Here is a 14612-nt window from a genome sequence, read left to right as displayed (position 1 = left end):
ACCGCCTCCGGAAACCAGCGGCATAGGAGCATCAGCAAATTGATCACACAATTGAAATGAATCTATCAGAGTGATAGTCATTCATTATGAATATCGACGCCCGGCAATTGCGCGCCTTCGTCACCCTGGCGCAATTCGGCAGCTTCACCCGGGCAGCAGCCCGCCTGAACCTGTCGCAGCCGGCGCTGACGGTTCAGATCCAGAAGCTCGAGGACGGGCTCGGCGTTCGCCTGTTCGACCGCAACACCCGCAGCGTGTCGCTGACCCGGATCGGCCGCGAATTGGCGCCCCAGCTCGGGCGTATTCTCGGCGACCTCGACGCGGTCGTCGGCGATACGCGCCAGCTCGCGCAAGGCCAGCACGGCGTGGTGCGGCTGGCGGTGCTGCCGTCCTATGCCTCAGGCATCCTGCCGGAGATCATCGCGGCCTTCCGCCAGACCAATCCGCAGGTCAGCTTCGTCATCCGCGACGTGATCGCAAGCCGCGTCGCCGAGCTGACCCGGGAGGAGCAGGTCGACCTCGGCATCATGGGCGGAGCGCTGAGCGATCCCGACCTCGAAGTGCTGCACCGGACGCAGGATCACATGCATGTGGTTTTCCCCGATGGTCACAAATTAGGCAATCTCGATTCCGTCACGATCGACGACATTGCACCTCTTCCACTGGTCCTGATGGACCCGGCGACCAGCGTCAGGGCGATCGTCGATGCCGCCTTCCTGACTGCGGGCCATCGGCCGATCGTCGGTGCGGAAGCGACCTATATGTCGACCGCGGTCGGGATGGTGCGCGCAGGCCTCGGGATCGCGATCCTGCCCGGCTCGGCGATGGAGGTGCGCGCCGAGCAGAGCTTGCGCTCCCGGCCTCTGAACGCTGCGGATTTCGCGCGCCAGGTCGCGCTCATCAAGCGCAGCGGCCGGACATTGCCCCCGGCGAGCGAGAACTTTGCGCTGATGCTGATGAAGGAACTGCCGGCCGCGCAAGGCGCTGACACGGCCTGAAGCAAGCCAGGCTACGCCGAGAGCCCGAACGCGATTGCGGCCTTATATCGGCTCTTCAATGACCGTATGCCCGCCCTCCTCCATCCCGGTCGCCGACACCATCCCAACCCGCGCGCATGGGGCCGAACCGCGGCGAGATGACGCAAGGAGGCGAGGGAACCGGCGGGGGTTGAGCACAATTTATTCGCAGATGGATAGCACAAAAGGGGAAGTGCTCACTTTTGCGCATTGCCAGCCCGGCGCTTGAGAGCGATTCTGGCGTTCGATAGCAGATGCTGATTCGCAGTTGACGTGCGCCGTGTTTCGACCAGGGGCGTTGCCGATTCTCGTTTGCCTGCGTCGAGCCGCGGCATAACCATATGCAGAGGGCTCATGTACAACGACTCTTTGTTCAACGCCTTCGCTCGCTCCTATGAGGCGCGCCGCGAAACGGATATGCCGATCTCCGACTACCTGGAGGCCTGCAGAGGCGATCCGATGCTATATGCTAATGCAGCCGAACGGCTGCTGGCGGCCATCGGCGAGCCTCAGATGATCGATACGGCCAAGGACCCTCGCCTTGGCCGTATTTTTTTGAACCGAACCATCCGGACCTATCCGGCGTTTGCCGGCTTCTACGGCATGGAAGAGACGATCGAACGTATCGTCTCCTTCTTCCGTCACGCCGCCCAGGGCCTGGAGGAGCGCAAGCAGATCCTCTATCTGCTCGGCCCGGTCGGCGGCGGCAAGTCGTCCCTCGCCGAGCGGCTCAAATCGCTGATGGAGGTCCACCCCATCTATGTGCTGAAGGCCGGCGACGAGATCAGCCCGGTCTTCGAGAGCCCGCTGAACCTCTTCGATCCCGGGACGATGGGCCCCATTCTCGAGCAGCGCTACGGCATTCCGCAGCGGCGGCTGACGGGGCTGATGAGCCCCTGGTGCCTCAAGCGACTCGAGACGTTCGGCGGCGACATTTCCCGCTTCCAGGTCGTCAAGCTGCAGCCCTCGCGCCTGCGCCAGATCGCCATCGCCAAGACCGAGCCCGGCGACGAGAACAACCAGGACATCTCCTCGCTCGTCGGCAAGGTCGACATCCGCAAGCTCGAAAACTTCTCCCAGAACGACCCCGACGCCTACAGCTATTCGGGCGGCCTCAACCGCGCCAACCAGGGCGTCCTCGAATTCGTCGAGATGTTCAAGGCGCCGATCAAGATGCTGCATCCGCTGCTGACCGCGACGCAGGAGGGCAACTATATCGGCACCGAGAACATCGGCGCCATCCCCTTCTCCGGCGTCATCCTCGCGCACTCCAACGAGGCGGAGTGGCAGAGCTTCAAGAGCAACAAGAACAACGAAGCCTTCATCGACCGGATCTGCGTCATCAAGGTGCCCTACTGCCTGAGGGCGACCGAAGAGCAGAAGATCTATGAGAAGCTGATCGAGGGCTCGGCGCTGAGCAGTGCCCCCTGTGCGCCAGGAACTCTGTCGATGCTGGCGCGGTTCTCGGTTCTCTCGCGGCTGCGCAACCACGAGAACTCGACCCTGTTCGCCAAGATGCGCGCCTATGACGGCGACAGCCTGCGGGAGACCGATCCGAAAGCCCGCAGCGTCCAGGAATATCGCGACGCCGCCGGCATGGATGAAGGCATGGACGGCATCTCGACGCGCTTTGCCTTCAAGGTCCTGGCCGCGACCTTCAACCACGACACGATCGAGCTCGGCGCCGATCCGGTGCATCTGATGTATGTGCTGGAACAGGCCATCCGCCGCGAGCAGCTCCCCGATGAAACCGAGAAGCGCTATCTCGAGTTCATCAAGGCCGACCTCGCCCCGCGCTATGCCGAGTTCATCGGGCACGAGGTCCAGAAGGCCTATCTCGAATCCTATGCGGATTATGGGCAGAACCTGTTCGACCGCTATGTCGACTACGCCGACGCCTGGATCGAGGATGTCGACTTCAAGGATTCCGACACCGGCCAATTGCTCGACCGCGAACTCCTCAATCAGGAGCTGACCAAGATCGAGAAACCGGCGGGGATCGCCAATCCGAAGGATTTCCGCAACGAGATCGTCAAGTTCTGCCTGCGCTCGCGGGCGAGCAATGGCGGCAAGAACCCGTCCTGGACCGGTTATGAGAAGATCCGCGAAGTCATCGAGAAGCGGATGTTCTCGCAGGTCGAGGACCTTTTACCGGTGATCTCCTTCGGCTCGAAGAAGGACGGCGAGAGCGAGAAGAAGCATGGCGAGTTCGTCTCGCGCATGGTGGAGCGTGGCTATACCGAACGCCAGGTCCGGCGTTTGATCGAATGGTACATGCGCGTGAAGCAGGCTGGCTGAGCCAGGCGCGGGAGCCATCATGAACATTGTCGACCGACGCCTGAATCCACGTGGCAAGGCTCTCGAGAATCGTCAGCGTTTTCTGCGCCGGGCCAAGGGCGTCGTACAACAAGCGGTGAAGCAGTCGCTGCAGAGCCGCAATATCCGGGACGTGCTGGACGGCGGGGAAGTCAGCATTCCGATGGACGGGATGGAGGAGCCGAGCCTGCGCCGGGGGAGCGGAGGCACGCATGACCGTGTGCTGCCCGGCAACAAGACCTTCATTGAGGGCGATGTACTGCCGCGCTCAGGCGGAGGCGGCAGCGGCAGACCCGACAAGGCCGGCGAGGGAGCCGGCGAGGATGCCTTCCGCTTCGTCCTGACCCGCGAGGAGTTTCTCAACGTCTTCCTCGACGATCTCGAGCTGCCCGACCTCGCCAAGCGGCGGCTGACCGAGACCGAGCATGAAAGCCCAGTACGCGCCGGCTATTCGGTCTCGGGCTCGCCCGCCAACATCGCGGTCAACCGCACGACGCGGCTTGCGATGATGCGCCGGATGGCGCTGCGCCGCCCGAGCCCCGAGACGATTGCGCGGCTGCAGGCGGAAATCGCCGCCTGCGAAGAGGATGGCCTGCGCCTGGTGCTCGAAGACAAGGTCAAGGCGCTCGAAGCCAAGGTGCGGCGCATTCCCTATATCGACCCTGTCGATGTGCGCTACCGGCGCTATGAGAACGAGCCGAAGCCGGTCGCGCAGGCCGTGATGTTCTGCCTGATGGATGTGTCCGGCTCGATGACGGAGCATATGAAGGACCTCGCCAAGCGGTTCTACATGCTGCTCTATATTTTCCTGGCGCAGCGCTACCGCCATGTCGAGCTCGTCTTCATCCGTCACACGGACCGGGCCGAGGAGGTGGATGAGGACACCTTCTTCCACAGCCCGGCAACGGGCGGAACGCTGGTTTCGAGCGCGCTCGAGGCGATGCGCTCGGTCATCGCCAAGCGCTATTCGCCGGAGGACTGGAACATCTACGCCGCTCAGGCCTCGGACGGCGACAACTCCTATTCGGACGAGGCTGCGACGGAGCGCCTGCTCAAGGACGCGATCCTGCCGGCCAGCCAGTATTTCGCCTATCTCGAGGTCGGCGAATCCGGCCGCGAATCCGTGTCCCACTCCGCCCTGTGGCGGCTCTATGAGAGATTGCGCGCGGAGGGCGCCCCGCTCTCGATCCGCAAGGTCAGCCATCGCAGCGAGATCTTCCCGGTCTTTCGCGAGCTGTTCCAGCGCCGCCAGGGCCATGAGAAGGCCACGTCATGACGACAGCCGCGATGGAACCGCTGTTCGAGGGCGCCGATTGGAGCTTCTTCACGCTCCAGCGGATCCATGACGCCTGCGAGGAGATCGCTCTCTCCGAACTCGGCCTGGATGTCTATCCGAACCAGATCGAGGTCATCACGGCCGAGCAGATGCTCGACGCCTACTCCTCCACCGGCATGCCGCTGTTCTACAAGCATTGGTCCTTCGGCAAGCATTTCGCCCATCATGAGGCGTTCTATCGCAAGGGCCTGAGGGACCTGGCCTACGAGATCGTCATCAACAGCTCGCCCTGCGTGTCCTACCTCATGGAGGAGAACACGGCGACGATGCAGACGTTGGTCATCGCGCATGCCGCCTTCGGCCATAACCACTTCTTCAAGAACAACTATCTGTTCAAGACCTGGACCGATGCGGAAGGCATCCTCGACTATCTCGAATTCGCCAAGGGCTATATCGCGCGCTGCGAGGAGCGCCACGGCCAGATCGCCGTCGAACGCACGCTCGATGCGGCGCACGCGCTGATGTCCCATGGCGTTCACCGCTATCCCGGCAAGAGCAAGCTCGACCTGCGCCTGGAGGAAAGGCGCGAGCGCGATCGCCGGGCGCATGAGGAGCAGATCTTCAACGACCTCTGGCGCACTGTGCCGGCCGGCCCCAGCAAGAGTGCCCAGGATCTCGGCGCCGAGCGGCGGCGCACCGTGCTTGGACTACCGCAGGACAATCTCCTGTATTTCCTGGAAAAATCGGCCCCGCGGCTGCAGGCCTGGCAGCGCGAGATCCTGCGGATCGTGCGCCATGTCGCGCAGTATTTTCATCCGCAGCGGCAGACCAAGGTGATGAACGAGGGCACCGCGACCTATGTCCATTACCGCATCATGACGCGGCTGCACGAGAAGCAGGCGCTCAGCGACGGGAATTTCCTCGAATTTCTCACCTCGCACTCCAATGTCGTGTTTCAGCCCCCCTATGACCATCCGCGCTTTCCCGGCTTCAATCCCTATGCGCTCGGCTTCGCGATGATGCAGGACCTGGAACGGATCGTCACCGCGCCCGAGGTGGAAGACCGCGAGTGGTTTCCCGATATCGCCGGAACCGGGGACGCGATGGCCGTCCTGCGCGACATCTGGGCCAATTACCGCGACGAGAGCTTCATCAGCCAGTTCCTCAGCCCGCGCCTGATGCGGCAGATGCGCATGTTCCACGTTTGCGACGACCCCGCGCGGACCGAGGGCGTGGTGGTCGAGGCGATCCATGACGAGGCCGGCTATCGCCGGATCCGGCGCCAGCTCGCCCGCGAATACGACATCAGCTGGACCGACCCCAATATCGAGGTCGTCGATGTCGATCTCGCCGGCGACCGGCGCCTGCTGCTGCGCCATAGCGTCGTGAACGGATGCCTGCTTCAGGACACGGCCGCGACGCATGTGCTCCAGCATATCGCCGATCTCTGGAGCTATGACGTCAGGCTCCAGGAGGTCGATCCCACAGGCACGGTCCTCAGGGAACATGTGGCCAGCCCGCGCGTCTTGCCCCGCGCGGCCTGAGGGCGCGGCCCGGGACAGGCCTTTGATCTTGCATCGGCTTGCCCCGAAAACCGGTTCCCACTTTCCGGGCCGATGCCCTAGGCCACTGCGGTTGGAGCGTTGAGCCGATCAGGCGCGAGCGCCGGCGAACGCATATCCGCCGCCTCGCCGGCAAAGGCGCCCTCATGCGCGGCGATCAAGAGATTGGCGAAGAGCCGGCCCGGCGAGGACAAGGGCCGGCTTTTCTCATAGGCCAGGAAGAACTGCGTCTTGTAGAAGACCGGCCCGGCGCCTGCGACCTCGCGCAGACGGTAGCTTTGCGACAGCTCCGAAGCGTAATGCGCCGGCAGAAAGCCGACGAAACCGCCGGCAGCGAGAAAGGTCGCCACCGCTTCAAGGCCCGATGCCACGGCCTGCCGGGTCAATTTCAACCGCGTCGCCAGGGCGCGGGGCCGGGCGTCGCCGTCGCGCGTGACGAGAACATAGCCAAGGCGCTCCAACTCGCCGATATGCGGCACCGGATCGTCGGGCCCGCCACCGACATAGAGCCGGAACTCCTCATCGAAGATGTGCTGGAGAGTGAATTTCCCGTGCTCACCCGGCATCCCCGTGACGCAGAGATGCAGATGGCGCGTCGCGAGGTCTTCGAACAACTGGGCAGGCGGGCGGATCGACATATGCAGCCGGACGCCGGGCGCCTGCAGCCGGAAGGCAGCGACAGCCGAGACGACGCGCGCGCAGGGATTGCTGAGGCAGTTGTCGGCGAGACCGATCATCAGATCGCCGGTCATGACGCTGCGAGCGAGGTTCAGCTCATCGCGGACATGGTCGAGCGTGTCGCAGGCGGTGATCGAGGCGCGCAAGGTCGTGCGGCCGAGCTCGGTCAGTTCGAACCCTGCCGGCCCACGCATGCAGAGCTGGCCGCCGAGACGTTCCTCCAAAGCTTTGATGTGACGGCTGATAGTCGAGCGCTCCATATGGAGCTTGGTTTCCGCAGCAGTCAGACCGCCAGACTCAGCAACGACGCGGAATATCCGCATCAACCGAAGATCAGCTTCGGTTATGCTGGCAATCTCTTTGTGCATCCTGATGTTCATGTTGCACAAACCACAACCATGGTTTCTCAGATTGCAATTGCGGCAACCAGCCCTCAACCCATAACCTGCTGAGGATGATGTTTAATCGATCAAACGTAAGCTCAAATAATACGCTTGTGCACAGCTTTTGATCGAGCGATCCGAAAGGCTCCAGCGCGTATGACCCTGCCCCTAACTGTGCCGCCCAAACCCGGGCACCAGACCTTCCTCTGGTCGCCCCTGGTCACGGACCTCGACACGCTGGACGCCCATATCGCCATCATCGGCATGCCCTATGGCAACGCCTATGAGCCGCATGCGGTCTCCAATGACCAGACCAGGGCGCCCGACGCCGTCCGGAGCGTGACCGACCGCGTCTGCCGCAGCCTGGAGCGCTATGATTTCGATGTCGGCGGTCCGATCTATGCCGACCGCGCCCTCAAGGTCGTCGATATCGGCAATGTGCCCTTCGACATCCATGACCAGAGGAGCCATTTCGGGCGCGCCGAGGCGACCGTACGCAAGGTCCTGAAGGCCGGTGCCATGCCGATCACGATCGGCGGCGATCACGGCATCCCGATCCCGATCTTCCGCGCGCTCGACGGCGAGGGGCCTGTGACCCTGATCCAGGTCGATGTCCATATCGACTGGCGCGAGCATGTGAACGGCGTGCATGACGGCCTGTCGAGCCCGATCCGGCGCGCCTCCGAGATGGCGCATATCGACCAGATCTTCCAGATCGGCATCCGAGCCCAGGGCAGCGCCCGCAGCGAGGAGGTCGCGGCGGCGCGCGCCTATGGCGCCAACATCATCCCGGCCTTCGAGGTGCATGATGCCGGCATCGACACGATCATCGACCGCATCCCCGATGGCGGCCGCTACTACATCACCATCGACGCCGACGGGCTCGACCCCTCCGTCATGCCGGCCGTGGAAGGTCCGGCGCCGGGCGGCCTGCTGTTCCATCAGGTCCGCAAGCTGATCCATGGTCTGGTCCGCAAGGGCCGCGTGCTCGGCATGGATATCGTCGAGATCACCCCCTCCACTGACGTGAACAACATCACCAGCATCGTCGCCGGTCGCCTGATCGTGAACCTGATCGGGGCTGCCGTGCGGGCCGACTATTTCGACGCGCCTCCGGTCTGACCCGGCAGCGGGTGCGCACCTGCCTAAGCCGACGCCTTTCCCGCCATCACGCCAGAGCACTCTGGCCATCAGAGGAGCAGCATCATGTCGCATCCGAGCCGCAGGCAATTCGGCATCATGGCAGGAGGCACGGCGCTCGCCGGGCTGCTGCCGCCCTCCCTCGCCTTCGCCGAGACGACGCTTGAAAAGATCAAGCGCCTCGGCATCGTCACCGTGGGCACCGAAGCCGCCTTCCCGCCCTTCGAATTCGTCAAGGACGGCAAGATCGTCGGCTATGGCAGCGATCTCCTCGGTGAGATCGTCAAGGAGCTCGGCGTCAAGGTCAATCAGCTCGACCTGCCCTGGCAAGGCATCCTGCCCGGCGTTCTCGCCGGCAAGTTCGATTTCGTCGCCACCACCGTCGGCATCAATGAGGAGCGGGCCAAGCGCTACGCCTATACGATGCCGATCGCCAATGGCGTGCCCTATGCGATGATGCGCAAGGGCGACAAGATGAAGGTCATCGAGGATCTGAACGGTAAGGTCGTCGCGACCCAGCTCGCCTCCTCGACCGAGCCGACCTCGCGCGCCATGGACGCCAAGCTCAAGGCCGCCGGCGGCGCGGGCTTCAAGGAATTGAAGCTCTTCACGGCCTTCACCGAAAGCTATGTCGCGCTTGCCAGCGGCGAAGTCGACGCCGTGATCCAGTCCCTTCCCAGCCTCGCCGTGCTGGTCAAGGAGAAGCCCGACACCTTCGCTCTGCTCGCCCCCGTCACCGCCGGCAGCCCCTATACCTATCTCGCCTGGGTCACGCGGCCCGACGACAAGGAACTGCGCGACTTCATCAACGGCGTCATCCGCAAGATGCGCGACGACGGCCGCCTCGCCGCGCTGCAGGAGAAATGGTTCGGCTTCAAGATGGACATCCCCGATAGCGGCTATCTTCCGCCCGGCGCCGTCTGACGCCGTCCAGCAGGATCGGGAGCGCAGCCTTGTCGTTTCAATTCGCCTATCTGCTCTCGGTCCTGCCCACGCTGTTTGCCGCTGCCCTCGTCAATGCCCGCCTTGCCGCGATCATCGTGGTGATCGCTGTCCTCGGCGGCACGGCATTGACCATCCTGCGCTCCTTCAAGATCGCTTGGGTCAACGCTATCATCGCGTTTCTGATCAGCTTCATCCGCGGCACCCCGCTGCTGATCCAGATCTTCCTGTTCTATTATGTCCTGCCCGCAATCGGTCTCGACTTGTCGCCCGAGGCCGCGGGTATCGCCGCGATTGCGCTCAACAGTTCGATGTTCATCACCGAAATGATGCGCGGCGGCCTGCAGACCATCGACCCCGGGCAGATCGAGGCGGCGACCGCGCTCTCCTTGCCGCGGCGGGCGATCTGGCAAAGCGTGGTGCTGCCGCAATTGTTCCGGCGCATCCTGCCCGTCCTGATCAACGAGATCACGATCGTGGTGAAGGGCACCGCCCTGCTTTCGGTCATCACCGTCGTCGACGTGCTGCGCACTGCCCAGCAGATCGCCAGCGCCAGCTACCGCCCCTTCGAGACGCTCGCCGGGGCTGCCCTGATCTTTCTCTTGATGAACCTCGTCGTGATCGCCGCCGGCTCGCTGACCGAAGCCCGGCTCGCCGTCAGGAGGGGCTGAGCCATGGCGTTCGACCCCTCGATCCTGGTCCAGTACTGGCCGCTTTTCGCGCAGGGCGCCTGGCTGACGATCCAGATCACCGCCATGGCCTTCCTGCTCGGCTATACCGTCGGCATCGTCGTGGCGCTGATCGCGCAAATTCCCAACCGGCTGGTGCGCATCCTGGTGGCCGCTTATGTCGGGGTCCTGCGCGGCATCCCCTTCATCATCATCCTGTTCCTGGTCTATTACGGCCTGCCCTTTGCCGGCATCAGGCTGCCGGCCTTCGTCACCGGCACGGTCGCGCTCTCGCTCTTCGCCAGCGCCTATTATGCCGAGATCATCCGCGCCGCAATCCTTGCCTTGCCGCGCGGCCAGTTCGAATCCGCGCGCGTCGTCGGCATGTCGCCGCTCCAGGCGATGCGGCACGTCATCGCCCCGCAGATCCTGCGCAGCCTGGTGCCGCCCTCCACCAACATGACGCTGACGATGATCAAGGAATCCTCCGTGCTGAGCTCGATCACGGTGGCCGAGCTGACCTATCAGGGCCTGATCGTGCAGGGGAACACCTTCGCGCCCTTCGAGGTCTTCGCGGCGGTGACGCTGATCTACTGGGCCATCACCATGGTGGTGGCCTGGCTTGCCGGGCTGCTCGAGGCCCGTGTCGGCCAGGCCCAGCAGGAGACCATCATCCGCAATCCGCTCGCCGCGGAGTTCCTCTCCTTCGACAGGAGGCCGGTGCGATGAGTGTCCCTGCCATCCTCGGCGTCTCCGGGCTGACCAAGCGCTTTCGCGGCACGACCGCCTTGGACCAGGTCTATCTCGACATCGCGAAAGGCGAAGTCGTCGCGCTGATCGGCCCGAGCGGCTGTGGCAAGAGCACCTTGCTGCGCTGCCTGACCTGGCTCGAGCAGCCCGATGACGGCTTCATCACCATCGAGGGCAAGCCGTTCGGGCGCGAGACCAACGGCACCGTCGTCAGGCGCCATGGCGGCAGGCAGATCGACGCCATGCGCCCGCGCATCGGCATGGTCTTCCAGCAGCTCAATCTCTGGCCGCATCTGAGCGCGATCGAGAACGTCATCCGGCCGCAAATGGTCGTGCTCGGCCGGCCGCGCGAGGAGGCGACGCAGCGTGCCCGCGCCCTGCTCGCCAGCCTCAGCCTCGCCGACAAGGCGCAGCACTATCCCGATGCGCTGTCCGGCGGCCAGCGTCAACGCGTCGCCATTGCGCGCGCGCTGGCCATGGACCCGGCCTTGATGCTGTTCGACGAGCCGACGTCGGCACTCGATCCGGAGCTCGTCGGCGAGGTCCTCGCCCTGCTGCGCGAGCTCGCCGGCACCGGCATGACCATGCTGGTGGTGACGCATGAGATCGGCTTCGCCGCCCATGTCGCCGACCGCATCGCCTTCATGGACAAGGGCCGCATCATCGAGGACGGCCCGGCGGCGCAAGTCATGAACCGGCCGGCCGACCCGCGCGTCGCAGCCTTCCTCAACCTGATCGGCTCCGGACGAGCCCCGCTGGAGACACTCGCATCATGAGCCGCATCGACAGGCCCTATGTCGGCATCCCCTCCTTCCTGCGCGCGCCGGTCGTCGGTGACCTTGATCGGCTCGACGCTGCCATCGCCATCATCGGCGTGCCCTTCGACGAAGGCTCGCCCTTCCTGCCGGGCAGCCGGCTAGGCCCGCGCGCCTTGCGGGAGCATTCGCTGCGCTTCACCGGCGGGCTCTACGACCCGGCGACGCGGCGCGACTTCCTGACGGAAGAGCTGGCGCAGGGGCTGATCGCCGATCTCGGCGATGTCGACATCGCGCCCACCAATGTCGAGCAAAGCTTCGCCAACATCACCGCCACCGTCCGCAAGGCGCTGGACGCCGGTGCACTTCCCGTCGTGCTCGGCGGCGACCATTCGATCACCTACCCGATCTTCCGCGCTTTCGAGCGGCCCGTGCATGTCCTGCATTTCGACGCGCATATGGACTATGCCGACGAGGCCAACGGGTTACGTTACACCAATGGCCACGCCTTCCGCCATGTCGCGGCGCTCGATACCGCGCTCAGCCTGACCCAGATCGGCATCCGCAGCCTGCGCAGCGCCCGCAAGCAGCATGAGGATATCGAGGCGGGCGGTAACCGTGTCGTGCCGATGCACGAAGTCCGCGAGCTCGGACCCGCCGGCATCGCAGCGCTGCTGCCGGAGGGAGCGCCGGTCTATGTCAGCATCGACGTCGACGCGCTCGACATGTCGCTGGTGCCGGGCTGCGTCTCGGCCGAGCCGGACGGCATGAGCTATCCCGATCTGCGTGACACGCTGAAGGCGGTCGCCGAGCGCAATGAGGTCGTCGGCTTCGACTTCGTCGAGGTGAACCCGCCGCTCGATGTCGGGACCGGCGTCACCGCCTATCTCGGCGCGCTCGTCGTGATCGGCTTCCTCGGCGAGATCTGCGCCCAGCCGCGCTGGCGCGACCGCCTAAAAGCCCGCTGAACACCAGGAGGATCGTCACCATGCCGAGCACGCCCGTCACCATTCCCGCCCGCCGAGGCAAGGCTGCCCATGTCAGGCAAGGACAAATCGTCAAGGTCATCAACACCCATGGCGACCAGGTCGTCGATACCTGGGCCTTCAACGTCCAGGACCTGAAGGAATTCATGTCGATGGAGCACAGCCGGCCGCATATGCTGAAGACGATCCCGATCGTCGGCGACATCATGCGCAGCAACAAGCGCCGCCCGATCCTGACGCTCATCGAGGATACCTCCGGCGGGATCCACGACACCCTGATGGCCGCCTGCGACTGCCATCGCTACAAATTCCTCGGCGTCGAGACGTATCACGACAATTGCGAGGATAATCTCCACGCCGCGATGCGTGAGATCGGGCTCGAAGCGCCGGAGACGCCAAGCCCGCTCAACCTCTTCATGAACATCCCGGTCAAGCCCGACCGCTCGCTCTCCTTCGAGGCGCCGGTCTCGACGCCCGGCAGCTATGTCGCGCTGCGCGCCGAGATGGATCTCGTCATCGCCTTCAGCGCCTGCCCGCAGGACATCCTGCCGATCAACGGCGTCGGCCATATGCCGACCGAAGCGCATTTCACGGTGGAATGACACGCGACATGTCCCAGCTGCAGACGACCATTCCCGCCGGCCATGGCAAGGCGCTCCGGCTCAAGGCCGGCCAGACCGTGCGATTGATCAACACCCACGGCACCCAGGTCGTCGATTGCTGGGCCTGGAACGCCCATGATCTCGATGAGCACATGTCGATGGAGGCAAGCCGCGTCTGGAGCCAGCGGCTCAACCCGATCATCGGCGACAGCTTCGTCAGCACTTACCGCAATCCGATCCTGACCCTGGTCGAGGATACCTCACCCGGCATCCACGACACTTTCATGGCCGCCTGCGACTGCCATCGCTATCGCCGCCTCGGCGTCGAGGGCTATCACCGCAACTGCCTGGACAACATGTTCGAAGGCCTTGCGGAGATCGGCCTGACCGCGCCGAGGCCGATCCTGGCCTCGTTCAACATCTTCATGAACATCGCCGTGCAGGCCGATGGGCGCAGCCTCAAGACCGCGCCGACGCCGGGCCGGGCGGGCGATTACATCAGCTTGCGCGCTGATATGGACTGCGTGATCGCCTTCTCCGCCTGTCCGCAGGACATCGTGCCGATCCAGGGCGGAGCAGCCAACATCCCGCGTGACGCGCATTACGGCGTGATCGAGGACAGCTTCCCGGCCATCCCGCCCTCGCAGCCCTGGGTGCCTTGAAGGGACTGGCCCGACTGGACCGGCCCGAAATGAAGCCAAAGATTTCAATGGCTCTGTCCTGACCACCTCCGCGCCGTCATTCCGGGGCGATCCGCAGGATCGAGCCCGGAACCCAGAACCGATGCCGCGGCTTGAGAAGGCACGGGACCGGCTCGCTTCACGAGAATGCGCATCGGTTCTGGGTTCCGGGCTCTTCGCGGAGTTTATCCTTGGGCCGACCAAAGGTCGGACCCGAGGGCGAAGCCCCGGAATGACGGCGGAGAATAACGCCGTCGCTCAGCGCTCAAGGCCGTCAGGATGAGGTTATTCCAGGCCACACCCTGAGGATGAAAACCGGAGTTTCCAAACGGCCGCTCAGAACTCCTCCCAGCCAGCGTCATTGGCGCGGCCGTTGACGGCGCGCTTGGCCGGCGCGGCGGCGTGCGTCGGGGCCGGGGCGGATCTGGCTGGCGCTGCCGCGGCAGGCCTGGGGCTCTGCGCGAAGGCAGCCTCGGCGAGCTTGCGCAGGCGCGCGGGCTCGGAGGCCGGTTCATGAGCCTGGGCGGCACTTGCCCTGGCGGCCGGGCGCGGCGCCGGGGCGTAGCTGGCCGATGAGGCAGCTGCGCCCTCAGGGCCGGTCCTGAAGGCGGCGACGAGGTCGTTGAGCTGGACGATGCGGCCAGACAGCGAACCGGCCGAGGCCGCGCTCTGTTCGGCCAGCGCCGCATTAGCCTGCGTCATCTCGTCGAGATGGGCGACGGCCTGGCTCATCTCGTCGATGCCGTTGGCCTGCTCGCCCGACGCCGCCGAGATCTCGGCGATGGTGGCCGCGACCTTTTGCGAGGCGGCGAGGATCTGGGTCAGGGCGTCGCCGGCCTGGCGCACCAGCGTGACGCC

At 64.6% G+C, this 14612-nt stretch carries 14 protein-coding genes and 1 pseudogene; 13 read left to right on the top strand and 2 right to left on the bottom strand.

Translation table 11 applies throughout. From position 1 onward, the window contains the following. Positions 1-86: 86 nt before the first annotated feature. The 4 genes from CYD53_RS24870 to CYD53_RS24855 all read left to right on the top strand — a co-directional run bounded on the left by CYD53_RS24870 (position 87) and on the right by CYD53_RS24855 (position 6152). A complete protein-coding gene (locus tag CYD53_RS24870) occupies positions 87-998 on the top strand; it encodes a LysR family transcriptional regulator (RefSeq protein WP_103720786.1) in 912 nt (303 codons plus the stop codon). Between the two features lie 372 nt (positions 999-1370). Then, the gene (locus CYD53_RS24865; protein ID WP_103720785.1) at positions 1371-3314 is read left to right on the top strand and encodes a PrkA family serine protein kinase; all 1944 of its coding nucleotides are present in this window, start codon (positions 1371-1373) and stop codon (positions 3312-3314) included. A 19-nt stretch (positions 3315-3333) separates the two neighbouring features. Then, on the top strand, positions 3334-4608 hold the full coding sequence (locus CYD53_RS24860; RefSeq protein ID WP_103720784.1) for a YeaH/YhbH family protein: 1275 nt from the start codon (positions 3334-3336) through the stop codon (positions 4606-4608). Beyond that, positions 4605-6152: a SpoVR family protein gene (locus CYD53_RS24855; RefSeq protein WP_103720783.1), complete on the top strand. Its 1548-nt coding sequence runs from the start codon at positions 4605-4607 to the stop codon at positions 6150-6152. Before CYD53_RS24860 ends, CYD53_RS24855 begins: the two co-directional genes overlap by 4 nt. Before the next feature lie 77 nt (positions 6153-6229). On the opposite strand, the gene CYD53_RS24850 is transcribed toward CYD53_RS24855, so the two are convergent. Next, a complete protein-coding gene (locus tag CYD53_RS24850; protein WP_245928420.1) occupies positions 6230-7171 on the bottom strand; it encodes a LysR family transcriptional regulator in 942 nt (313 codons plus the stop codon). Between CYD53_RS24850 and CYD53_RS30775 the strand changes: the two genes are divergently transcribed. From CYD53_RS30775 to CYD53_RS24810, 9 genes are all read left to right on the top strand, one after another. Continuing rightward, positions 7109-7300 carry a hypothetical protein gene (locus CYD53_RS30775; protein ID WP_245928430.1) on the top strand — a complete coding sequence of 64 codons (192 nt, stop codon included), beginning with the start codon at positions 7109-7111 and terminating at the stop codon, positions 7298-7300. The two genes, CYD53_RS24850 and CYD53_RS30775, sit on opposite strands and share 63 nt — an antisense overlap. Before the next feature lie 87 nt (positions 7301-7387). Next, the gene (locus CYD53_RS24845) at positions 7388-8353 is read left to right on the top strand and encodes an agmatinase (protein ID WP_103720781.1); all 966 of its coding nucleotides are present in this window, start codon (positions 7388-7390) and stop codon (positions 8351-8353) included. A gap of 84 nt (positions 8354-8437) precedes the next feature. Beyond that, a complete protein-coding gene (locus tag CYD53_RS24840) occupies positions 8438-9295 on the top strand; it encodes a transporter substrate-binding domain-containing protein (RefSeq protein ID WP_103720780.1) in 858 nt (285 codons plus the stop codon). 29 nt (positions 9296-9324) lie between these two features. Next, on the top strand, positions 9325-9984 hold the full coding sequence (locus CYD53_RS24835; protein ID WP_103720779.1) for an amino acid ABC transporter permease: 660 nt from the start codon (positions 9325-9327) through the stop codon (positions 9982-9984). A 3-nt stretch (positions 9985-9987) separates the two neighbouring features. Further along, the gene (locus CYD53_RS24830) at positions 9988-10710 is read left to right on the top strand and encodes an amino acid ABC transporter permease (protein WP_103720778.1); all 723 of its coding nucleotides are present in this window, start codon (positions 9988-9990) and stop codon (positions 10708-10710) included. Continuing rightward, on the top strand, positions 10707-11507 hold the full coding sequence (locus CYD53_RS24825) for an amino acid ABC transporter ATP-binding protein (protein ID WP_103720777.1): 801 nt from the start codon (positions 10707-10709) through the stop codon (positions 11505-11507). The genes CYD53_RS24830 and CYD53_RS24825 overlap by 4 nt, the downstream gene beginning before the upstream one ends. Beyond that, a complete protein-coding gene (locus CYD53_RS24820; RefSeq protein ID WP_103720776.1) occupies positions 11504-12454 on the top strand; it encodes an arginase family protein in 951 nt (316 codons plus the stop codon). The genes CYD53_RS24825 and CYD53_RS24820 overlap by 4 nt, the downstream gene beginning before the upstream one ends. A gap of 20 nt (positions 12455-12474) precedes the next feature. Next, positions 12475-13074: a DUF1989 domain-containing protein gene (locus CYD53_RS24815; RefSeq protein ID WP_103720775.1), complete on the top strand. Its 600-nt coding sequence runs from the start codon at positions 12475-12477 to the stop codon at positions 13072-13074. 8 nt (positions 13075-13082) lie between these two features. Further along, positions 13083-13736: a DUF1989 domain-containing protein gene (locus tag CYD53_RS24810; protein ID WP_210202427.1), complete on the top strand. Its 654-nt coding sequence runs from the start codon at positions 13083-13085 to the stop codon at positions 13734-13736. Positions 13737-14090: 354 nt separating this feature from the next. Here CYD53_RS24810 and CYD53_RS24805 read toward each other — a convergent pair. Continuing rightward, positions 14091-14612: pseudogene (locus CYD53_RS24805) on the bottom strand (hypothetical protein); the annotation flags it as partial.

The sequence above is a fragment of the Allobosea psychrotolerans genome, from assembly GCF_002917105.1.
GTDB lineage: Bacteria > Pseudomonadota > Alphaproteobacteria > Rhizobiales > Beijerinckiaceae > Allobosea > Allobosea psychrotolerans.
Note: the sequence above shows the minus strand (reverse complement) of the source record. Positions and strands in the feature narration are given on the sequence as shown.